The sequence below is a fragment of the Methylobacterium goesingense genome (assembly GCF_022179225.1).
Taxonomy (GTDB): domain Bacteria; phylum Pseudomonadota; class Alphaproteobacteria; order Rhizobiales; family Beijerinckiaceae; genus Methylobacterium; species Methylobacterium goesingense.
The window spans coordinates 19,723-39,939 of sequence record NZ_BPQL01000058.1 but is presented as its reverse complement, the minus strand read 5'-3'; the positions used below and the strand labels follow the sequence as shown (position 1 = coordinate 39,939).

The window sequence follows — 20,217 nt, the reverse complement described above, 5'->3', positions numbered from 1 at the left end:
ATCACGGGCGCGTGCGTGGCCGAGTCGGGTGCCTCAGCCAGGCGGGGTCGCCGGCCCTTGCGCATCGGCGCGGGCGTCCGCGTCGCGCTTGGCAGGCGCCGGAACGGCGCTCTCGGGGTAACGCTTGCGATATTCCGACAGGAAGGCCTGGAGGGTCTCGGCGCTGGTGGCCTTCTGGGCGATCTCACGGAAGCCGGCGGTGCGCACGGCGTTGGCCTGGGTGAGGAGCGCGAAGGTGCGGGCATCGACGCTCTCGGCCATGGGACCGGCGAACTTCGCCCGTAGCCGTTCGAGGCCGAGCGTCTCGCCCGCGAGCCCGTACGCGATGGCGGTGCGGAGAATGTCGGTGCGAGAGGTGTCGTCGAGTGGCGCGCGCCGGCGCCAAGCCTCGCCCACCAGGGCCTCATGCGCCTCACCGGCCTCCCGCCAGCGCCGCCCGGTCCAGAGGATGTCGGCGCGCAGGCGGGCCGCGTCCGGGCCGGGCTCCCCCTCGATGGTCTCGAGGGCGAGGTCGGTGCGCGACAGGTCCGAAAGCGCCCGGGCGCGCAGGAGTGAGCGCGCCCGGCGCAGGTCCTCGGGCAGTTCCGGCAGATAGGTCACGTCGAGACTCTGGAGCGCCTGGAGCGGTTTGTCGTCCATCAGTCGGATCGCGGCGAGGCGCGCGGCCACGCTCGCCCGGCTCGCGCCCTTCAGGCGGTGGTCGACCTGATGCTGAAGCAGTTCGCCGGCAGAATCGAGCAGGTCCAGCTCCACCAGCCGGTCCGCGAGGCGCCGCACGATCTCGTCGCCGCGGCGCCCGATCGGGGCGAAGTCCTTGAAGTCGAAATACAGCGCAAGGGCCTCGATGCCGGTGAGCTTCGCGCTCCGCTCGCCGAGGAAGAGGTCGTCGAACAGGCCCTGCGCCAGGTCGTGCACCTCCCGAACCAGGGCCGTGTCCCGGCCCATGGCGTCGGCGCGCCGCGCGGTCAGGAATGCCTGGCGCCAGCGGCCGCCCTCGACATAGAGCTTGGCGAGGTTCGCGATGGTCCGGGGCTCGAGGTCGCCGCCGTGCCAGGACAGGGTCAGCACCTCGAGCCGGTCGATGGCCTCCGCCACCGGGATCTTGCCCGCGGCGTGACCCAGCATCGTCGCGCGCAGCCGAGCTGCCGCTGCGATGCCCGGTTCGGTGCTCCCGCTCAGGCGCTCGTAGGCATCGAGGGCCGCAACGGTCTGTCCGGTGACCTCGTCGATCCGGGCGCGCAGGAGGGCTAGGTTTTCCTGAATCGGCCGGTCGGCGCCCCGCGTCGCGGCGATGATCTGCCGGTTCGCCGCGTCCCAGTCGCCGGTCTCGATTGCGGCCTCGGCGGCGGCGGCCCGCAACAGCGACTGAAGGTCGTCGGGGTAGCGGTCGAGCACGCCCGCCGCCACCCGGAAACCGGTGTCGGCACTCGACCAGCGGCCCTCCAAGGCATCGAGATAAGCCTGCCACAGGCGTGCTTCCGGATCGTTCCGGAGAATCTCGGCGGTGAGACCGCTGCGGGCATCCCCGATCCGGCCCATCAGCGCGTTACCGATGACGGTGAGCATCGGCACGTCGCGCTGTCCGGCCAGAACCGGATCCTCGCCGGCCGCGGCCTTCAACACGCCGAGGCCCTCGATCGCGAGGCGGTTTGAGAGGAGGCTGCGCGCCAGCATCATCCGAAGCGGACCGCGCGCGGCACGGGGCGCGTCGGCGGCGGCCTGAAGCTGATCGCGGAGCAATTCGCGCACGTCGCCGCGCTGGGCCGCCTCCCAGGGGGCCCGCTCGATCGCGAGATCGTTCAGGACGCCGAGGGGCCCTTCGACGGCGCGGGCCACGCCCGAGATGGCCATGCCGGCATCCCGGCCGATGGCGACGCCGTCGATGTCGGGGCGCACGCGGAGTTCGTCGGCCTGGGCCAGCACGGCCACACCCTGCCGGCTCGGCAGCAACTCGAAATCGACGAAGACCTGCCGCTTCGGGATGCCGGCCGGCTTCGGACCGTAACCCGACACCACCGCGATGCGCTCGCCGTCGAGGTCGAGCCATGAGGCCGCGCCCGGGCGCGGCAGGTGAACGGAGACCGCGATGCGGCCCGCTGCGTCCGTGGTGCGGATCGCCGCGAGGGATTCGCTCGCCGCGAGGTTCTCGCTCGCCACGAGTTCCCAGCCGGTGGGTGCGTCCTGCGGCCCGGCGGGGACGAGGTCGAACAGGCGATCGCGGGGCACTGGGAAGCGCAGCACCGTGACGCGGCCCTGACGCAGCGGCGGGCCCAACGGCGTGAGGAGCGCGTCCCCGACCGGCACGGTGACAGTCTCGGCGGTCTCGAAGACGAGGTTGGCGATGCCGGCCCGCTCGAACAGGGCGGCGGGGGGCATGCGCTGGAACGGGAATACCACACCAGGACCCGCCGGGCGTTGGACGACCGGATCGGCGGGCGGCCTCGCACGGGTCTCGACGCCGGTTGCGCTACGCGGGCGCGACGCCTCGGCCGCTTTCGCTCCATCGGCAGCGGCCTTCTGCGACGCGGCGATCGCCTCGGCGCCTGTCTTGTCCGGAGCCGCGCCGTCCTGAGGAGTTTTGTCCTGAGCGGTCTTGTCCTGTCCCGACTTGGCCTTGTCCGGCGCCGGCACGCGGGCGACATCGACCGTGACGCCGTCCTCGTCGCGGAACGTGCGGATCTCGTAGCCGGGCGCCGGCGTCACGAGGAGGCGCGGGCCGGCGGGATCGGGCTCGACCTGCAGGGACTCGATGGCGGGCTTCAGCCGGCCACGCGTGGCGGCCTCGTCGATCCGCCACGCGCCAGGTACGGTCACGCGGGTCGCCGCCCCGACGGTGTCGAAGGGCGACGTGGCACCGGGGGGCAGGCGCAGGCTGAGCCGGGTCAGGGTCGGAAGCTGCGCGAGTTCGAGGCGCAGCGGCGTCGGCTCGACCGGCGGGCGCGCCACCTTCAGGGCAAGTTCCGCCGCGCGGGTGCGCTGGAACAGCTCGGCCACGATTTCGGGCGGCAGGGCTGGCGGGAGCCCGGCCCAGTCCTGCGGCAGGAGATCGACAAAGACGGTCTCGCCCGCCTCCTGGACGTTGACGCGGTAGGGCCGCTGGAGGGCAAGGCGCAGGCCGGTCCCGTCGGGATCGCGCCGAACCGCGGAGACGTAATCCGGCATCTCGATGGCGATGCGCTCGGCGGCGGCACCCGAGCGCTCCGAGAAGCTCAGTACCAGCACGGAGCCCGAGACCCGCGCCTTGACGGAGACCGCGCTGTCGAAGCTGAGCACGATGCGCCCGTAGCGCTCGGCCTGGGCACCCTTGATGCTGGTCAGGCGTGCCGCCTCGGCGGCACCGCCGCACCACAGGCTCCCGGCGACCAGCGACGCCGCGAACAGGCCGGCCCAGGGCCGACGCCGTCGTGTCGCGGGACCGGCACGCAGAACCATTGCAGGATACGCCAACCCCGATCGACGGCCGATCCCTCCTCGGGACCTGCCACCGGACGCTACAAGTTCCGCTACTCTCCTCCGTTGCGGCTAACGCGCGATTAATGCTGTGGCGCGGCGCGGGTCACCGCTTGGCGAAGAGGCGCGGAATGGTGCGGCCGGTCTCGCCGAAATTCTCCGCCGCACGGGTGCAGTTCGTCGGGATGTCCCGGGCGTAGACATCCGCATAGGCCAGCGCCCGCAGATGAAGGTCGCCGGCCTCGAGGTCGTCGAAGGGCACGCCGAGCCCCGTCACCACCCCGCGGAAGCGCGCGTCGTCCGTGCGCAGATCCTGACAATGGATGCGCACGAAGGCCACGAGCCCGGCGAGCTTGGCCGCGTTGTTCTTCTGGCGGTCGGCCGGCGTCTCCGGGGCGGCCGGACCCGGGGGCGGCTCCGGGGGACCGGGCGGGCGCGCCTCCTGGGCGACCGCCTGTCCGAGCAGCAGTCCGGCGATGGTCGCGGCGGCCAGCATGGGGTGGATCATGGCGCGTCTCCTGACGTGATGACGATCGCGCCGCCGGATCGATCCGAAGGCGCCCTTCACAGCCTCGCCACGGGCTGAGGTTCCGGATTGACCCAGGCGTTCAGTTCGTCAAGGCGGTGGCACGCGCCAGGGCCGGGGCGAACCCGGCCAGCGGAACGCTGATAACGGTCGGGTCCTTCGACTCGGGCTTCATCGCCGAGACGAGGAGGTTCTTGGCCGTCTTCATGGTGTCGGTCGCCAGCGTCGGAAGGGCGATCGGCACCAGACAGCCCTCCTGGCTGCAGGACAGGTAGGGCGCGCCCTTGCCGAGGACGGCGTCGTCGAGCTTGAAGGTCAGCCCCGGCTCGATCGCGAGGCCGAGGGGCATCAGGATGAAGCCCGGCGCGCGTCCATCGGACGGCGGGCGGATCTCGATGGCGAATTCCCGCCGGCCCTTGGCGCCCTGGGCCTGCATCACCGCGCATTCGGTCTTTGCGACGGAGACGTCGGCGCGGGCGCACGTCACCGTCCAGTCCCCGTAGACCTCGCTCAGCGACGTCGCGCCGACGGGCCAGACGGCCGCCGGGGTCGAGGCAGCAGGCGTCGCGGCTGCCGTCGTAGCGGGCTTGGGAGGGGCCGGTTTCGCGGGGACGGGCTTGCGGGGCTTGGGCTTGGCGGGAGCTTCCGCCGCGGGTTCGGGCGCCTCGGCGTCCTGTGCGCGGATCGGGCTCGCGGCGGCGAGCGTGATCGCCACGACGGCGAGAGGTCTGATCAGGCTGGTGAACGTCACGATGATGGCTCCCCGGACCCGGAGGGCGCGTCCTGGCCCCACGGATGGCCTGCCCCTAAATGCCGAGGGCGCGCGGCGCAATGGAGGCGGGACGCCGCGAGGATGTTTCCCGGGGGGCAGCGATCCCGATTCTCAGCGCCGGCCGGTGGGCTCGATCGCCGGAAGCTCGTTGGGACCGAGCCCCGAGGCCACCGTCGGCACGGGGGACGCGCCCTGGCCCCGGGCGCGGTTGGCCAGGGCCACGGTCAGCTTCTCGGCCGGCTCCGATTGCATCAGGGCCAGCACCTCGGCCATCTTGCGCGGGTTCATGGCGAGCACGATGGGAACCAGCACCTCCAGGTTGAGCCGGTCGAACACCCGTGCGGCATCCTTCGGCTTCATGGTCTCGTACATCGTCACGATGTTCTTCAGGGCGGCCCGTTCGGCCTCGGCGCGCTGGGTCCCGCCGCCCTCACCCTTTTCCTCGCCCTGCTTGAGGGTGTCGACACCCTCCTCGAGCTTGCGTTCGGCGGTGCCGAGGAGCTGCTCGCGCAGATCCAGCGCTTCGCTGCGCTGCTTCAAGCTGTCCCGGCGCGCGGCCAGGCGTTCCAGCAGTGCCCGCTCGGAAGCCGGCATCGCCTCGGGCGGCGGCGGAGGACGCGGCGCAGGCTTCTCCGGCTCCGGCGCGGATTTTTCCGGCTCCTTTGGGGTCACAGATCCCGTCGTTACCGGGTCCGACGGCTCGTAGTTGGTGCGGGCCTTGGCCAGGACGCGGGCGAAATCCGGCAGGGGCGCGCCGGGCTTCGCTTCCTCGACCGCGATGGCCGAGAGCTTGAGGACGAGCAGGCCGGCGGCCGCCAGGGTCACGGCATCGATCAACCGCAGCCGGAAGGGGCGCGGCTGTGGAAAGCGGACGAGGCGGCCGGGTCGCTTCACGCGGCCTTGCTCCGCAGGCGCCCGAGCGCCCGCTCCGACATCGCGAGCGCGGCGGCGGCGGCGACCCCGAGGCGCTCGCCGTTGGGGCTCGCCGGGGCGGGGGCGGCGCGCATGGGCGCCACGACGATCTCGCTGGGGTCGCGCCTCTCCACGATCTCGGGAGCCGGGGCGCGCTGGGGGGCGCGGCCGGGGGCGGCCTGGGACACGATCGAGGCGATGCGGGCGATCACCGTTTCCCCAGCCTCCACGTGGGCGGCGAGATCCGTGGCGTAACGCTCGGCGGTGCCGAGGCGGTCGCTCAGGGTGCGGTCGCATTCGTCCAGGGTGGCGCGCAGGCCCACGATCGCGCGCTCGGCGGTGGAACTCGCCATGACGAGGTCGCCGATCGTCTGGCGCAGGGCCGCCTCGTCGGCCTTGAGCTTGGTGATGCGCCGGCTCAGCCGCACCGAGGAGACGATGCTGGCGACCAGTAGGATCGCCACGAGGACGTCGGCCGTGAGGGTGACGAGGAGGCTCATGGGCGGACACTCATGTGATCGGTCACCCGTCCGTGCGGTTGTTCATGGAGGCCTCGAAGGCCTGGAGGGTCGTGCGGGACCGGCGCAGGGGCCGGGTGAGCTGAACTGCGATGTTGTCGTCGATCCGGCCGATACGCCCCTGCGTCAGAGCCCAGTCGCCGCAGCGCACGGCGATGAGGTCCGAGGGCTTGGTGTCGAACATCAGGGTGTCGCCCACCTTCAGGGAAAGCACCCGCTTGAGGGGCAGCATCATCTCGTGCAGCACCGCCTCCATGGTGGCGTCGGCCTGCCAGATCTCGGTCGCGAGGTGGCTTTCCCAGACGTGGTCGCGCCCGAGCTTCTCGCCCATGAAGCTCTGCATGAGCAGTTCACGGATCGGCTCGATGGTGGCGTAGGGGAACAGGATCTGCAGCTGGCCGCCTCGGCCATCCATGTCGAGCTTGAGGCTGATCAGGATCGCCGCGTTGGCGGGCCGGGTGATGGTGGCGAAGCGCGGATTGGTCTCGATCCGGTCGATGGCAAAGCGCACCGGCGAGAGCGGCTGGAACGAGAGTTCGAGGTCGGTAAGGATGATCTCCACGAGGCGCCGCACCAGCTGCATCTCGATGGTGGTGAAGGGCCGCCCGTCGAGGCGGGTCGACGAGCCGCCGCGCTTACCGCCGAGCAGCAGGTCGAGGGTCGAGTAGGCGAGATTCGACTCGACGGTGACGAGGCCGGAATTCTCCCAGGCATCGGCCCGGAACACGCCCAGCAGGGTCGGCAGCGGAATCGCGTTGAGATAGTCGCCGAACCGCACCGAGGTGATGTTGTCCAGCGTCACCTCGACGTTGTCCTGGAAGAAGTTGCGCAGGCTCGTCGACAACAACCGGATCATCCGGTCGAAGACGATTTCCAGCATCGGCAGGCGTTCGTACTGGACGACGCCCGAATCGACGATGGCGCGCACGCCGCCCGCGCCCGAGGCCGAGAGCTCGCGCAGGGAGAAGCCGAGGACGCCGTCGATCTCGTCCTGGTTCAGGATGCGGTCGTTGCCGGCGAGCTCGGGGAGATTGTCGGTCTCCCCGTCCTCGATCATCGTCGCCCATTCGGCGGCGACGTCGCTGGCATGGGTCGTGGTGCCCTGCTCGGCGAGCGCGGCGCCCCATTCGTCGGCGAGCGAGGATTCCCCGCCCTCGCCGTTCTGGGCGATGAGTGCGGCCGCCCAGTCGTCCTCGTCGATCGCGTCGTCCGGTCCGGCCATCAGACTCTCGTCACTCGCATGGTTCTCGTCGTCCCGCTCCGCCCACCGCCGGCTACTGGACCACGACGTCCTTGAACAGGACCGCCTCGGCGCGGGCCGGATGGATCGCGACGTTCACCCGCCGCAGCAATTCCTCGCGCAGGCGGTAGATGCCGGCCGAGCCGGACAGGTCGCTGGCGCGCAGTTCGCGCAGGTAGACCTGGAAGGCGTCCTCGATGCGCGGCATCAGGGGCTTCACCTCGCCCTCGACCTTGGCGTCCTTCAACTCGATCGCGACCTTGATCTTGGCAAAGCGCGTCTTGTCCTGGCCGGGCTCGCTGGCGAGGTTGATCATCATCTCGCGGACATCGAGGAACACGACCGGCTTCTTGACTTCGGCTACCGCATCGCCGTGTCCGTCGCCGCCAGCCTTCTTCTTCATGAAGAAGAACCCGCCGCCGCCCGCGAGCGCCAGCACCACCGCGCCGATGACGATGAGCTTCTTCTTGCCGGATTTCGGGGCTTCGCCCTCGGCGCCCTCCTCGCCCTCGGGCGCGGCCTTCTTCGGCTTCTTGGCCATGGCGGGACCTCGGGGATGGGACTGGATCGTCGGATTGGCGCCCCTGCTCGGAGGAGCCTGACATCGGTATCGGGCGAACAGAGTTAACGTGTCGTTAAGGCGGCAAAAGCTGCCGGGTCGGACTTGCCGCGCGGCGTTGCGCGTCCCCCGTCGCGGGTCACCTGGCCTCTGTCTAACCTATTCGAAGCGAACGAAAAATCGTCGTGCGGGCGATTGGCATGCACCATGCGGACACCCTGACGTCGTCGCGTGTCGGGGCTGAGGGTGTCATGCAGAACGCATTGTTCGTGGGGGTTTCGAGCCAGGTCGCGCTTCAGCGCGAACTGGACGTCATCGCCAACAACATGGCCAACGTCTCGACCAACGGCTTCAAGGCCCGCAACAGCCGCTTCCAGGAATACCTGATGCCGGTGGCGAGCGCCGATTCGTTCCAGAAGCCGGACCGGCGCGTTTCCTACGTCATCGACCAGGGCACCGCCCTCGACCTCGCGCAGGGGCCGATCGAGCAGACCGGCAACCCGCTCCACGTCGCCGTGCGGGGCGACGCGTTCCTGGTGGTGCGCACGCCGAACGGCGACCGCTACACCCGCAACGGCGCCTTCGAGACCAACGCGCAGGGCACCCTCGTGACCAGCGACGGCTACCCCGTGCAGGGCGACGGCGGCCCGATCCAGATCGGCCCGCAGGAGACCGGGATCGCCATCGGCCCGGACGGGACCGTCTCCACCAAGCTGGGCATCCGGGGCCGCGTTCGCCTCGTCACCTTCGCCAACCCGCAGGCCCTCACCAACGAGGGGGCCAACCTCTACGGCTCCACCGCCCAGCCGCAGGCCGCAGGCCTCGCGGGCCGGGTGGAGGCGGGCGCCCTCGAGCGCTCCAACGTCAGGCCCGTGGTCGAGATGACCCGGCTGATGGACGTGAACCGCACCTACACCATGGTCTCGGGCGTGATCTCGCGCCTCGACGACCTGCGCGGGACGGCAATCCGCCGCCTCGCCGACGTCGCGTAAGGAACACCGCAGATGCGCGCCCTCTACGCCGCCGCCACCGGCATGGCGGCCCAGGAACTCAACGTCCAGGTCATCTCGAACAACATCGCGAACCTGCGCACCACCGGCTACAAGCGCCAGCAAGCCCATTTCCAAGACCTGCTCTACCAGAACCTGCGCCGGGCCGGCTCCTCGACCTCGGACCAGAACACCCAGCTCCCCGCCGGCCTCGCCATCGGCTCGGGCGTGAAGACCACCTCGACCGCGCGGGTGATGTCCCAGGGCACTCTGACGAGCACCGAGAAGGACTACGACGTCGCGATCCGCGGCGAGGGCCTGTTCCGCGTCACCCTGCCGGACGGCCGCACCGCCTACACCCGCGACGGCTCGTTCGACCTCTCGGCACAGGGCCAGCTCGTCACCCGCGACGGCTACCTCGTCGATCCGGGTGTCACGGTGCCGAACAACGCCACCTCGGTGACGATCAGCGCGCAGGGCGCCGTGCAGGCGACCGTGCCGGGCCAGACGGCGCCGCAGGCGCTCGGGCAGTTCCAGCTCTCGCGCTTCGTCAACAAGGTCGGCCTCGAATCGATCGGCGACAACCTCTTCATCGAGACCGCGGCCTCCGGGCCGGCGATCAACGGCCTGCCCGGCGCCGAAGGCTTCGGCAACCTCCAGCAGAGCTATCTCGAAGAGGCCAACGTCAACGCCGTCACCGAGATCTCCTCCCTGATCGCCGCGCAGCGCGCCTACGAGATGAACTCGAAGGTGGTGACGGCCGCCGACCAGATGCTCTCCACCACCTCCCAGATGTTCCGCAGCTGACCGGGCTCCCAACCATGCACGCCCTCCGGCAGATCACCCCCTATCGCCCCACGCGGGTCGCCACCCTCAGCGCCGGCGTCGTCGGCCGCGCCCTGCTCGCCGTCCTCGCGCTCTGTCTGCTCGTCGGCCAGGTGCTGGCGCAGGACGACCGGGGGAGCGCCCCCTTACGCCTGCGGGGCGACGTCACCGCGCGTGGCGACGTCCTCACCCTCGGCGACCTCGTGGAGGGCGCCTCCGCGGAGGCTGCCCACCAGCCGCTGTTCCGTGCGCCGGCCCTGGGTGCGACCGGCACGATCCAGGCCCGGCGCATCGCCGACGCGGTCGCGGGCCTCGGCCTCGGCGCGGTCGAGACGGGCGGGCGGGTCCAGGTCTCGGTGCTGCGCTCGGCGCGCCGGGTCACGGCGCCCGAGATCGAGGCCGCCCTCAAGCGCGCCCTCGAAGCGGGCCACGCTCTCGATGCCCGCAACCTCGCCGTACGCCTCGACGGCGAGGCGCCGGTGCTGCTGGCCCCCGTCGACCTCGACGGGCCGGCCTCTGCCCTGGACGTGGCCTACGATCCGCGCTCGCGCCGCATCGCCGCCCTCATCACCCTGGGCGAGCGCCAGGCCTCCCTGCGCGTCACCGGCCAGGTCGTGGAGATCCGCGAAGTCGCCGTCCTCGGCCGCGCCCTCAACCGGGGCGAGGCCGTCACCGCCGCCGACATCACGCTGGAACGGCGCCCGCGCGAGGCCACCCCGCCGGACGCACAGGGTGCGCAGGGCGGGCTCGCGGGTCAGGTGGCCCAGCGCGGCCTCAGCGCGGGCGCGATCCTGCGTGCTGGCGACCTCGCGCCGCCGGATCTCGTCGCGCGCGGCGAGGCGGTCACCATCGTGTTCGACGCGCCCGGCCTCAACCTCTCCCTACGGGCGCTCGCCAACGAGAGCGGCCGCCTCGGTGCCACCATCACGGTCACCAACCCGATCTCGAAGAAGATCCTGTCCGCCACCGTGATCGGCCCCGGCCGGGTCTCGGTCGGCCCCGCCCCGGCGATCCGGCAGGCCAGCGCCGCCCTCGACGCGCCCGCCCTTCAGCGCTGACCCTTCGCGGTCGGCCCGTCCATCCGGTTTTCCAAAGGTTCGGTCCCGATGCTCCCCCGCCCGATGACCCACCATGCGTCCCGCCCCCTGGCCGTCGCGCTGCTCTGCACGGCGCTCGGCGCCTGCAACACGGTCGACCGGCTCTCGCAGATCGGGGCGACCCCGGCCCTCTCGGCGATCGAGGATCCGACGGCGCAGGCCGGGTACAAGCCGGTGCGCCTGCCGATGCCGGAGGTTCAGCCCGTCTCCTACGCGCCGAATTCGCTCTGGCGGACCGGCTCGCGCGCCTTCTTCAAGGACCAGCGGGCAGCGCGCATCGGCGACCTCGTGACCGTCAAGGTGAACGTCACCGACAAGGCGAACCTGAACAACGAGACCAAGCGCTCGCGCTCGAACGCCGAGGGCTTCGGCCTGCCCAACGCTTTCGGCCTGGAGAAAAACGCCGGGGTCGCGGCGGCGGGCATCGCGGCCGACAAACTCCTGAATGCCACCTCGACCTCGTCGAGCGATGGCGCCGGTTCGGTTCAGCGCAACGAGACGGTCACCACCAGCGTCGCCGCCATCGTCACGCAGATCCTGCCGAACGGAAACCTCGTGGTGGAGGGCAAGCAGGAGATCCGCATCAACTTCGAGGTGCGCGAACTCATCGTGGCCGGCGTGGTGCGTCCCGAAGACATCGAGTCCGACAACACCATCGAGTCGACGAAAATCGCCCAGGCCCGCATCGCCTATGGCGGCCGCGGTCAGATCAGCGACGTCCAGCAGCCACGCTACGGCCAGCAGCTGGTGGATGTGATCCTGCCGTTCTGAGCAGCAGGCGAGGCGGGGGCGTCGCCCCCCACGCTGCCGGTCTCTAATCGTCGCGATACACCCGCTCGCGGCGCTCGTGGCGCTCCTGCGCTTCGAGCGACAGGGTGGCGATGGGTCGGGCGTCGAGGCGCTTCAGGGAGATCGGCTCGCCCGTCTCCTCGCAATAGCCGTAGGAGCCGTCCTCCAGCCGGGCCAGCGCGGCGTCGATCTTGCCGTTGAGCTTGCGCTGGCGGTCGCGCGCCCGCAATTCGATCGAGCGGTCGGTTTCCGACGAGGCACGATCCGCCAGGTCGGGATGATTTTCGTTCTCGGTCTGGAGTGCCACCAGCGTATCCTGGGCTTCGCGGAGAATGTCCGATTTCCAGCTCAGAAGTTTTCGGCGGAAATATTCACGCTGCCGATCATTCATGAACGGCTCGTTCTCACTCGGTACGTACCCGTCCTCAATCGTGATCTTCGCCATTCGCGCCTCTTGCAGCCGGTTCGCGGCGACCATTTCGCGTGGCTATAATGCAGGGGCCAGGCCACGACAACGCATCGTGAACGCCGCCCACCGCAATCCTCACGGATGATTCTGGCGCTGCGGCAAACACGCAACGGCTGTAAGCACTTGGGGGCGAAGGCCAACGCGCGACAGCGACGCCTCTTTGTCACGGCCACGCCGTCCTGCGTTAAATTGCAGGCGTCGCGTCCAGCCGATCCACAGGCGTCCAGGCCCGGACAGGAGCCGACCCACCGATATCGCGGAACCGCCACGAGGGGTTCACGTTGGGCTCGGCGCCGTCGAAACGCGCTGCCATCCGAGCATAGCGCAGGCCGATCCAAACTTTTCAGCCTCGCCTGACGTGAACACCGGCCGACTTGCACGATTGTAAGTCTGCCCCTGACCTTACGAAGGTCCGGGGCCGGGCCAGAGAATTCGTTTCCTCATCATCCATCATTTGGAGCAAGCGTCATGGCCACCAAGACGAAGACCCTGCACGACGCGTTCTACGAGACGTTGAAGGACGTCTATTATGCCGAGAAGCAGTCCGTCCGCGCTCTCAAGAAGTCCGCCAAGGCGGCCGAGCATGAGGACCTGCGTAGCGCTTTCGAGACCCATGCTGAGGAGAGCGCCGAGCAAGTCGAGCGTCTGAATCAGGTCTTCGAGATCATCGGCAAGCCGGCCCGGGCCAAGACCTGCGAGGCCATGCAGGGGATCACGTCCGAGATGGAGGAGGACCTGGAGGATTTCGCCGGCAGCCCCGCCGCCGATGCGGTGCTCACTGCCTGCGCCCAGGCCATCGAGCATTACGAGATCGCCCGCTACGGCACACTGAAGACCTGGGCCCGCCAGCTCGGCTACGAGGACGCCGCCAAACTGCTGGAGCAGACCCTGGAAGAAGAGAAGAAGACCGACGCGCTCCTCAGCCAGATAGCCGAACAGATCAACGCCGAGGGCAGCGAGGCGGTGGAGGAGACCGAGGCGGCCCCGCGCGCGAAGGCCAAATCCAAGGGGTGATCCGACCCTTTCCGAGACGGGGACGCTGACCGAGGCGGGGCCCCGGATATCAGGCGGCGCGGGCTGCCGAGAGCTTCGCGATCTCGACGGCCGCCCGCAACTCGATATCGGCGATCAGTCCGTCGAGGCGCGGGTCGCCGCTGACACCGGCGCGCTCGGCAAGACGCGATGCGATGGCCTGGAGATCCCGCGTCGAGACCCGGCCCATGATGAGCGAGGCCTTGAGCCGGTCGAGCCCGTCGAGAAGGTCGTTGCCACGCTTTGCCGAGCGGCGGCGGCGTTCTTCCGGCGTGTCCGTGTTCGTCTGGAGGGTGAGGATCGCGTCCAGCCCCGCCAGGGTGGCGGCCGGCGTCGCTGCGGCGCTGCTTGGGGCCGCAGCGGGATTCGACACCGCGAAGGCGGGTGCGCCCTCGGCGCGGCGGGGAGTTCCGGCGGAGGCGGTGCCCGTGGTGACGAAGCGGGTGTCGACGCGCATGGCTTGAGACCGATCGGGGCGATGGACCGCCCAACAGCCCCAGCATCCGGGCGGCGTGGTTAACGAATTGCAAACGGCCCGGCAGAAGCTGCCGGGTCGGCAGGAACGGCGTTTCGGACGGCCCGCCCACGGAGCATGGTCTTTTCGAAAACTAATTTTATAACAATAGCTTAGCGAACCCAGTCCGCGTGGCACGCTCCTGGCAGATGGAACGGGACCCGTCCGTCTCAAAGTGCGCCATGATCGATCGGTTTGCCTGTCCCGCCCCGCTCCGCCGTCTCGCCCTGTGCCTCCTGGTGCTGGCGATGGCGATCGGCCAGACGGTGCCTGCCCGGGCGCTGTCGCGAGTGAAGGACCTCGCCAGCGTCGAGGGAGTGCGCCAGAACCAACTCGTGGGTTACGGCATCGTCGTCGGCCTCAACGGCACCGGCGACACCCTCAACAACATTCCCTTCACCAAGCAATCCCTCCAGGCGATGCTCGAGCGCCTCGGCGTCAACACGCGGGGCGCGACCATGCGCACGCAGAACCTCGCGGCCGTGATGGTCACCGCGAGCCTGCCGCCCTTCGCCACGCAGGGGAACCGCATCGACATCACGGTCTCGTCGCTGGGTGACGCCAAGTCCCTCCAGGGCGGCACCCTGCTGGTGACGCCCCTGCTCGGCGCCGACGGCGAGGTCTACGCCCTGGCACAGGGCTCGGTCGCCATCGCGGGCTTCTCGGCCGAGGGCGACGCCGCCAAGATCACACGGGGCGTCCCAACCAACGGACGCGTGCCCAACGGGGCCATGATCGAGCGCGAGATGGCGTTCAAGATGAATGACATGCGCTCCCTGCGCCTGTCGCTCCGCAATCCCGATTTCACCACCTCGAAGCGCATCGCCGCCGCCATCAACGATTTCATGGGGGCCGACACCGCCGAGCCAACCGATCCGGCGACCGTCACCCTCCAGATCCCGGCGCGCTACTCGGGCAACATGATCCGCCTCGTCACCGAGGTCGAGCAGCTGAAGGTCGAGCCCGACCAGACCGCGCGGGTCATCGTCGACGAGCGCTCCGGCATCATCGTGATGGGCCGCGATGTCCGGGTTTCCACCGTGGCGATCGCGCAGGGCAACCTCACCGTGACCATCACCGAGCAGCCGCAGGTGAGCCAGCCCGCGCCCTTCTCGAACGGCACGACCACGGTGGTGCCGCGTACCGGCGTCAAGGTCGATACCGGCGACGGCAACAAGCTCGCCCTGGTGAAGGAGGGCGTGACCCTGCGCGAACTCGTCGACGGACTCAACGCCCTCGGCATCGGCCCCCGCGACCTCATCTCGATCCTGCAGGCCATCAAGGCGGCGGGCGCCCTTCAGGCCGACATCGAGGTGATGTGATGCCGGCCCCCTTCCGTCTCAGCCAAGCGAGGTGACACCCATGCTGTTCGCACCACTCGCCGCCAGCGCCGCCCTCGGGGTCGGCAAGGCCATCATCGGCGACATCGCCAAATCCGTGCAGGGCGCGGTCGGGTCCGCGGCCACCACCACGGGCAAGGCCGCCGCCGAGGCCAAGGCGCGCAAGGCCTCGACCGACTTCGAGTCGATGTTCCTCGAGCAGTCGCTGGATCGCCTCACGCAGTCCGACGGCACCGACGGTCCCCTGGGCGAGAACGGCACTGGCGGCGGCGTCTACCGCTCGATGCTCACCAAGGAATATGCCGCGCAGATCGTGAAGAGCGGCGGCGTCGGCATCGCCGACGGCGTCTTCCGCGAGATGATGAAGATGCAGGAGGGAACCGGTGCAGCGAGCAACTGAGGGCCAGCTTCCCCGCGTCACCGACCGGGCCGGCGCCGCCGCCCTGGTCGCCGCCGTGATGGTGAGCCTGGACGCCCTCGAGGCGCTGCTCGCCCGCGAGAGCGGCCATGTCCGCGTAGGACGCCTGCGCGAGGGCCTGGCCGAGACCGAGCGCAAGACCGGGCTGGCCTCCGACTATCTCCAGGGCCTGGAGGCGATCAAGGCCAACGCCATCGCGCTCGCACGCTTCGCACCCGAGGGCATCGCCGCCCTGAAGGCCGCCCATGCGCGCTTCACGCAGGCCGTCGAGACGAACCAGGCGGTGCTGGCCACCGCCCGGACCGTGTCGGAGGGTCTGGTGAAAACCCTGGCCGACGAAATGAACCGCGCGCGGACGCCGACGGTCTACGGCCGGCCCTCGCAAGGTCCCTCCCCCTACGGCCGCAGCGGCGTCGCCCGCAGCCAGCCCCTGGTCCTGTCTCGCAACCTCTGAGCGGCGCCGCGTCCCGCGCGGATTCCGCAACGGCGGCGGCTGAGGCTTCGTCCGCTCAGGGTCGGCCGTGTCCCATGCGCACGAAAGCGCGCACGGGGCCGAGATCCGATTCGTTGCGGGTGTCGATGGAGAGCTGGCCCGCCGTGACCGGGCCGGAATGCTGCGTGCCGAGATCGACCCCGGCCACCGCGCGGCCGCTGACCCGCACACAGGTCGCAGAACCCGGAGCCCGCACGAAGCCGGGTCCCAGCCGCGGACAGGGCAGCATCGCTTCCCGCTGCGGCTGCGGCACCGGTCGCTCCGCGGCGCGGGCGGGCCCGGCACCGCTGAGCACGGCGCAGATCAAGCCGGCACGGATCGCGACGTTCATGGTGCGGGCTCCCCGGGGATGCTGTCGCTCCAGGATTAGGCCATCTCGGGCGGCGCGCAAAGCCACCCGGATACGGGCTTCGAGCAAGTCTCACTGGGTCTGACACATAGGTCAGCCTCCCTGAGGTCCGGCGGACGACCGCCGCCGCGCCGTCGCGCGGGCGGACCTCGATGAGTCAGGCTCATCAAGGTCCCGTATTAGCCGAGATAGTTCACCAGGGTCAGCTTCGACAGCATGGAGGTGACCTGGTAGCTCGCCTGGAGTTGCGTCTGCAGTTGCAGAAGTTGCGCGGTGACAGACTCCGCCGAGATCGTATCGACTCCGTCGAGGGAGCCTTCCAGCGCGGCGCGGCTCGTCCGGTTCGACGCCTTGGTATTGGCGAGCGTGCTCGACGCGAGGCCGAGATCGGCGGCGATGCCGGGCACGCCGTCCTTGGCCGTGTCGGACACGAGCAGGTCGCGCGCGCGCTCGGAGAGCGCGTTGAAGTGCTGGGCCTGCGGTGTTCCGGCCGCGCCGCCGGTGCTGGACTCCGCCGCGACCATCGCGAGCCCCGACAGGACGGCGCGGATCGGCGCCTCGTTGGCCTGCACGCCGATGTTGAGCACCCGGGTGGCGCTGACCTGCGCCGTTGCGGTGGCGCGGGGATCGGCGGCCGTGTCGTCGCCGGTGTACCAGATCACCGTCTTGTCGCTGGCCTGCCCGGCATAGCCGTTGCCCTCGACCCGGCGCGGGGCGAGCCCGGCCGAGGCCGAGCCAGCAAAGAAGTCCTGCGTGGCGCGGGAGGCCGAACTCGCGCTCAGGGTGGTCGTGGCCGCGCCCTTCAGGGCATTGTTGACGGCGTTCGACAGGTTCGCGGCGATATCGCCGGTGAGGGCGAAATCGGTGGTCGAGGTCGCGTCCGCGCTCGCGCGTGCGGTCAGAGTCAGGCTCTGGGTCGTGCCGTCGCGCAGGGCCACGTTGATCGTCACGGTGTCGCCGGCCTTCGGCGTACCGGTGATGCCGAGGGTGAGCGAGGCCGGAGTGCCGGCGCCGAAGTTCGCCTGAAGGTCGAGGGCGGCCGGCCCCTGGATGCTGGCGACGGGGACCGCCTTGAAACGGTCGTTCAGGTAGGTCTGCGCCTCGGCGGCGGTCGCGAAGACCGGCATCGTGTCGGCATCCCCCGTCGCCGAGGAGGCTCGGGCGGTCAGGTCGACGAAGCTCTGGCTACCGTCAGGCTGGTTGACGGCGACCCGGATGCGGTCGCCCTCGGCAGGTGCGGCCGCCATCGTGAAGGTCACGTCAGGGCTGGTGGCTTTGGTCGTCGTGCCGGCGGTGATCCCGGCGGTGTTGGAGCTGGTGGCCGAGAGCAGCCGGAACCCGAAATTCGCCCGGGCCTCGGTGCCGGCCACGCCGGTGCCCTCCTCGCTGAGGGTCACCACCGTGCCGGCCGCGCTCGCGCCGATGCGCCCGTTGGCGTTCGGGCCGAGATCGGCCGACTTCTGCTCGGCGATCAGGGTCTTCAGCCCGTCGCGGCCCGCCGCGGGCTCTCCGTTCAGGATCGCGTCCGTGGTGGCCACCGGCGGGGAATCGGTGGCGCGGCCGCCGAAGATATACTGTCCGCCGAGGTCGACGTTCAGGGCATCGATTGCGGCATTCAGGCTGTCTCGCGCGAGCTTGGGCGTGTCGACGGCGGTGGACGCATTGCTGGCGGTGAGGGAGCGCTGCAGCGTGGCACCCAGGGTGTTGACCTGCGTCACGCTGGTGTTGGCGAGGGCCACCCGGGTGGTCGCCCCCGTGATGGCGGCGTCGTAGCCGTCCAGGGCGGAGAGGGCCGCGTGCGCGCTGAGGCTGGTGGTCCGTCCGACGCCGAGGCCGCCATAGGTCGTGGCTGTCTTGCCGCTCGCGAGCTGGTTCGTCAGCGTATCCAGGCGACCTTTCAACCCGACCAGATTGGCGGTGTTGCGGTCGCCCACATAGGTGCTGGCGTTGAAGGGCGCGATGCTCATCGGGACCTCGCGAGGTGTGGGCGCATGGCGGGCGGCACCTAGATCCGCAGCAGGGTGTCGAGGAGGTCGCGGGCGGCGGTGAGCACCCGCGCGTTGGCGCTGTAGGCGGTCTGGAGCTGCACGAGCTTCGACATCTCCTCGTCGATGCTCACGCCGGAGGTGGAGGCGACGCGCGACTGGGCGGTCGCCAGAGCGATGCCTTGGCCCTCGTCGAGACTCTTGGCAGTGGCGGCACCGGCGCCCTGCGCGTCGATGATGCGCTGGGCGAAGGTCTGAACGCTGGAGCTGTAGGGTGCGTTCACGCCCCCGATCCCGCTCGCCGCCCCGAAGGTCCGGTTGTCCCCGGTCAGCGCCGTGTAGAGGAATTGCGGCCGGGTCGGGTCGGAGGCGAGCGACTTCCCCGAAGTGTCGACGAGGTTGGCGGTGTTTCCGACCAGCGCGGGGTTCAGTGCGATGCGCTGCGCAAAGCCCGTCAGCTGCGAGCCGGTGTCGAACGATCCGGTGTAGAGGGTTCCCTTGGCGGTGATGTCGACGAAGAGCGGCAGCTGTCCCTGCCCCGTCTGGAAATCCGTCGTGTTCAGCGGCTGGGTCACGCTCGCTGCGACGCCCAGCAGGGTCGGCGCCCCGGTGGTGGGATCGGTGGTGATGCGCAGGCCGCCGGTTCCGGCGCCGGGCTGGGTGGTGACGCTGAAGGTCGTGCCGAGGGCGGCCTGGATCGCGTCGCGCAGGCCCGTCGCCGTGCCCGACACCTTGAAGGGCACGACCATCGCGGTCGGATCGTTGAGGTCGGCGGCGGCGACGGTGGGTGCGGTGCTGCCGCCATAGGGCATCAGCACGAGGTTGCGTTGGACGCCCGCGGCATCGCGCAGGCTCACCGTGATGGCGTTGCCCGCTTTCAGGCCGTCGAGGTCGATGTCGAACCCGCTACCGGCGCCGGCGGTGACGGCGGTTCCCGTCGCCTGCCGGTCGGACATCGAGCGCGCGAGGCCGGCCGCCAGCTCGTCGAGCTGGCGCTGTGCCTGGGGCAGGACCGTGTCGCGCAGTTCGATTCCCGCCGCGAGGGATCCGGACCGGATCGCATTGGCGGCGATGAGGTCGATGCGTGCCCCTCCGGGCGTGGTCGCCGTGATGGTGCCGACGCCGCGCGTCGCTGGATTCTGCGTGTAGGCCGCGTCGGGGGAGAGAGTGCCGCGCCCATCGAAGCTCAGGGTCGCGGCCGAACCGCGATCGACCAGCGTCATCCCCGAATTGGTGATGACCGAGACCGTGCCGTCGCGCTGGTCGACGGTCTGCACGTCGAGATAGGCCGACAGGCCCGTGATCGCCCCGTCGCGCTGGTCGAGAAGGGCGTTTCGCGCCCCCTCGTCGTTGGTGGCGGCGATCTGCGTATTCAGGGTGGCGATCGACGCCAGGTACGCGCTGGCCTTGACGGTGTCGCTGCCGAGTTGACTCTCGGTGGCGGTCCGCAGGTTCTGGACGCCTTCCGCGATGCCGCCGATGCTGTCGGCGAGGTTGGCGGCCTTGGTGAGCACGGCCGAGCGCGCGGGGACCAAGGTCGGGTCGCTCGCGAGCGTCTGCAGCGAGAGCGCGAAATCGTTCATCACCCCGTCGAGGGCGGTGGCCGTGCCCGGCGTGCCGTAGAGCTGATCGAGCTGCGTCCGCACCGCCGCGAGCGAGCCGGTATAGGCCGCCCCCGAGGTCTCCATGCGCAACTGCTTCAGGGACGCCGCGTCGAGGGCGCGCCCGATCGTGCCGATCGAGACGCTCGAATTGCCGACGCCCTGCGCCACCGAGGTGACGGTGCGCTTGGTGTAGCCGGCTGTGCCGACATTCGCGATGTTCTGCGAGACGACGCCGATCGCGGCCTGGGTGACCTTCAGCCCGGCGGAGGCGGTATTGACGGTGTTGAAGCTCACGAACCCCTCCCCCCGATTCTACGTGACGATCGCGCTTCTCGA

Annotated in this window: 20 protein-coding genes; 8 read left to right on the top strand and 12 right to left on the bottom strand. The window is 70.2% G+C overall.

What is annotated here, in order from left to right; translation table 11 throughout:
• Window positions 1-33: 33 nt before the first annotated feature.
• The 7 genes from MFF30_RS11095 to fliL all read right to left on the bottom strand — a co-directional run bounded on the left by MFF30_RS11095 (window position 34) and on the right by fliL (window position 7,959).
• Entirely contained in the window at window positions 34-3,432 is a 3,399-nt protein-coding gene (locus MFF30_RS11095) for a hypothetical protein (protein ID WP_238279430.1), read from the bottom strand.
• 124 nt (window positions 3,433-3,556) lie between these two features.
• Window positions 3,557-3,958, bottom strand: coding sequence for a hypothetical protein (locus MFF30_RS11090; protein WP_238279428.1), 402 nt, complete (start codon window positions 3,956-3,958; stop codon window positions 3,557-3,559).
• Window positions 3,959-4,058: 100 nt separating this feature from the next.
• Window positions 4,059-4,730, bottom strand: coding sequence for an invasion associated locus B family protein (locus MFF30_RS11085; protein ID WP_238279485.1), 672 nt, complete (start codon window positions 4,728-4,730; stop codon window positions 4,059-4,061).
• A 129-nt stretch (window positions 4,731-4,859) separates the two neighbouring features.
• The gene (locus MFF30_RS11080) at window positions 4,860-5,642 is read right to left on the bottom strand and encodes a MotE family protein (protein WP_238279427.1); all 783 of its coding nucleotides are present in this window, start codon (window positions 5,640-5,642) and stop codon (window positions 4,860-4,862) included.
• Window positions 5,639-6,160, bottom strand: a complete 522-nt coding sequence (locus MFF30_RS11075) for a DUF6468 domain-containing protein (RefSeq protein ID WP_238279426.1) — start codon at window positions 6,158-6,160, stop codon at window positions 5,639-5,641. Before MFF30_RS11075 ends, MFF30_RS11080 begins: the two co-directional genes overlap by 4 nt.
• A gap of 22 nt (window positions 6,161-6,182) precedes the next feature.
• Window positions 6,183-7,400 carry a flagellar motor switch protein FliM gene (gene fliM, locus MFF30_RS11070; protein WP_238279425.1) on the bottom strand — a complete coding sequence of 406 codons (1,218 nt, stop codon included), beginning with the start codon at window positions 7,398-7,400 and terminating at the stop codon, window positions 6,183-6,185.
• 52 nt (window positions 7,401-7,452) lie between these two features.
• Complete coding sequence (gene fliL, locus MFF30_RS11065) at window positions 7,453-7,959, bottom strand: flagellar basal body-associated protein FliL (RefSeq protein WP_238279424.1); 507 nt, start codon at window positions 7,957-7,959, stop codon at window positions 7,453-7,455.
• A gap of 269 nt (window positions 7,960-8,228) precedes the next feature.
• Here fliL and flgF point away from each other — a divergent pair, with 269 nt between their 5' ends.
• Genes flgF through flgH form a run of 4 tightly spaced genes read left to right on the top strand, consistent with a single transcriptional unit; the run spans window position 8,229 to window position 11,659 of the window.
• Window positions 8,229-8,969, top strand: a complete 741-nt coding sequence (gene flgF, locus MFF30_RS11060; RefSeq protein ID WP_238279422.1) for a flagellar basal-body rod protein FlgF — start codon at window positions 8,229-8,231, stop codon at window positions 8,967-8,969.
• A gap of 12 nt (window positions 8,970-8,981) precedes the next feature.
• On the top strand, window positions 8,982-9,773 hold the full coding sequence (flgG, locus tag MFF30_RS11055; protein WP_238279421.1) for a flagellar basal-body rod protein FlgG: 792 nt from the start codon (window positions 8,982-8,984) through the stop codon (window positions 9,771-9,773).
• A 14-nt stretch (window positions 9,774-9,787) separates the two neighbouring features.
• On the top strand, window positions 9,788-10,849 hold the full coding sequence (flgA, locus tag MFF30_RS11050) for a flagellar basal body P-ring formation chaperone FlgA (protein ID WP_238279420.1): 1,062 nt from the start codon (window positions 9,788-9,790) through the stop codon (window positions 10,847-10,849).
• 48 nt (window positions 10,850-10,897) lie between these two features.
• Window positions 10,898-11,659 (top strand): flagellar basal body L-ring protein FlgH, encoded by a 762-nt coding sequence (flgH, locus tag MFF30_RS11045; RefSeq protein ID WP_373320884.1) that lies wholly within the window; start codon window positions 10,898-10,900, stop codon window positions 11,657-11,659.
• Window positions 11,660-11,702: 43 nt separating this feature from the next.
• Here flgH and dksA read toward each other — a convergent pair whose 3' ends face one another.
• Entirely contained in the window at window positions 11,703-12,122 is a 420-nt protein-coding gene (gene dksA, locus MFF30_RS11040; RefSeq protein ID WP_238279419.1) for an RNA polymerase-binding protein DksA, read from the bottom strand.
• A gap of 492 nt (window positions 12,123-12,614) precedes the next feature.
• Between dksA and MFF30_RS11035 the strand changes: the two genes are divergently transcribed.
• A complete protein-coding gene (locus MFF30_RS11035) occupies window positions 12,615-13,160 on the top strand; it encodes a YciE/YciF ferroxidase family protein (RefSeq protein WP_238279418.1) in 546 nt (181 codons plus the stop codon).
• Window positions 13,161-13,209: 49 nt separating this feature from the next.
• Here the strand turns inward: MFF30_RS11035 and MFF30_RS11030 are convergent, their stop codons facing one another.
• A complete protein-coding gene (locus tag MFF30_RS11030) occupies window positions 13,210-13,635 on the bottom strand; it encodes a flagellar assembly protein FliX (RefSeq protein WP_238279417.1) in 426 nt (141 codons plus the stop codon).
• A gap of 305 nt (window positions 13,636-13,940) precedes the next feature.
• Here MFF30_RS11030 and MFF30_RS11025 point away from each other — a divergent pair, with 305 nt between their 5' ends.
• The 3 genes from MFF30_RS11025 to MFF30_RS11015 are packed head-to-tail and all read left to right on the top strand — an operon-like array spanning window position 13,941 to window position 15,904.
• On the top strand, window positions 13,941-15,014 hold the full coding sequence (locus MFF30_RS11025; RefSeq protein WP_238279483.1) for a flagellar basal body P-ring protein FlgI: 1,074 nt from the start codon (window positions 13,941-13,943) through the stop codon (window positions 15,012-15,014).
• 40 nt (window positions 15,015-15,054) lie between these two features.
• Entirely contained in the window at window positions 15,055-15,432 is a 378-nt protein-coding gene (locus MFF30_RS11020) for a rod-binding protein (RefSeq protein ID WP_238279416.1), read from the top strand.
• Complete coding sequence (locus tag MFF30_RS11015; RefSeq protein ID WP_238279415.1) at window positions 15,416-15,904, top strand: hypothetical protein; 489 nt, start codon at window positions 15,416-15,418, stop codon at window positions 15,902-15,904. The genes MFF30_RS11020 and MFF30_RS11015 overlap by 17 nt, the downstream gene beginning before the upstream one ends.
• Window positions 15,905-15,959: 55 nt before the next feature.
• Here MFF30_RS11015 and MFF30_RS11010 read toward each other — a convergent pair whose 3' ends face one another.
• The 3 genes from MFF30_RS11010 to flgK all read right to left on the bottom strand — a co-directional run bounded on the left by MFF30_RS11010 (window position 15,960) and on the right by flgK (window position 20,175).
• A complete protein-coding gene (locus MFF30_RS11010) occupies window positions 15,960-16,274 on the bottom strand; it encodes a porin (RefSeq protein ID WP_238279414.1) in 315 nt (104 codons plus the stop codon).
• Between the two features lie 197 nt (window positions 16,275-16,471).
• Entirely contained in the window at window positions 16,472-18,259 is a 1,788-nt protein-coding gene (locus tag MFF30_RS11005) for a flagellin family protein (RefSeq protein ID WP_238279413.1), read from the bottom strand.
• Between the two features lie 38 nt (window positions 18,260-18,297).
• Window positions 18,298-20,175, bottom strand: a complete 1,878-nt coding sequence (flgK, locus tag MFF30_RS11000; protein WP_238279412.1) for a flagellar hook-associated protein FlgK — start codon at window positions 20,173-20,175, stop codon at window positions 18,298-18,300.
• Window positions 20,176-20,217 lie beyond the last annotated feature (42 nt).

Excerpts from the sequence above, each read along its gene's own strand:
- MFF30_RS11010 (WP_238279414.1), bottom strand. The coding sequence starts at position 16,274 with ATGAACGTCGCGATCCGTGCCGGCTTGATCTGCGCCGTGCTCAGCGGT.
- flgG (WP_238279421.1), top strand. The coding sequence starts at position 8,982 with ATGCGCGCCCTCTACGCCGCCGCCACCGGCATGGCGGCCCAGGAACTC.
- MFF30_RS11020 (WP_238279416.1), top strand. The coding sequence starts at position 15,055 with ATGCTGTTCGCACCACTCGCCGCCAGCGCCGCCCTCGGGGTCGGCAAG.
- MFF30_RS11090 (WP_238279428.1), bottom strand. The coding sequence starts at position 3,958 with ATGATCCACCCCATGCTGGCCGCCGCGACCATCGCCGGACTGCTGCTC.
- fliM (WP_238279425.1), bottom strand. The coding sequence starts at position 7,400 with ATGGCCGGACCGGACGACGCGATCGACGAGGACGACTGGGCGGCCGCA.
- MFF30_RS11030 (WP_238279417.1), bottom strand. The coding sequence starts at position 13,635 with ATGCGCGTCGACACCCGCTTCGTCACCACGGGCACCGCCTCCGCCGGA.
- MFF30_RS11005 (WP_238279413.1), bottom strand. The coding sequence starts at position 18,259 with ATGAGCATCGCGCCCTTCAACGCCAGCACCTATGTGGGCGACCGCAAC.
- dksA (WP_238279419.1), bottom strand. The coding sequence starts at position 12,122 with ATGGCGAAGATCACGATTGAGGACGGGTACGTACCGAGTGAGAACGAG.
- fliL (WP_238279424.1), bottom strand. The coding sequence starts at position 7,959 with ATGGCCAAGAAGCCGAAGAAGGCCGCGCCCGAGGGCGAGGAGGGCGCC.
- MFF30_RS11025 (WP_238279483.1), top strand. The coding sequence starts at position 13,941 with ATGGCGATCGGCCAGACGGTGCCTGCCCGGGCGCTGTCGCGAGTGAAG.
- MFF30_RS11095 (WP_238279430.1), bottom strand. The coding sequence starts at position 3,432 with ATGGTTCTGCGTGCCGGTCCCGCGACACGACGGCGTCGGCCCTGGGCC.
- MFF30_RS11075 (WP_238279426.1), bottom strand. The coding sequence starts at position 6,160 with ATGAGCCTCCTCGTCACCCTCACGGCCGACGTCCTCGTGGCGATCCTA.
- flgF (WP_238279422.1), top strand. The coding sequence starts at position 8,229 with ATGCAGAACGCATTGTTCGTGGGGGTTTCGAGCCAGGTCGCGCTTCAG.
- flgH (WP_373320884.1), top strand. The coding sequence starts at position 10,898 with ATGCTCCCCCGCCCGATGACCCACCATGCGTCCCGCCCCCTGGCCGTC.
- flgA (WP_238279420.1), top strand. The coding sequence starts at position 9,788 with ATGCACGCCCTCCGGCAGATCACCCCCTATCGCCCCACGCGGGTCGCC.
- MFF30_RS11035 (WP_238279418.1), top strand. The coding sequence starts at position 12,615 with ATGGCCACCAAGACGAAGACCCTGCACGACGCGTTCTACGAGACGTTG.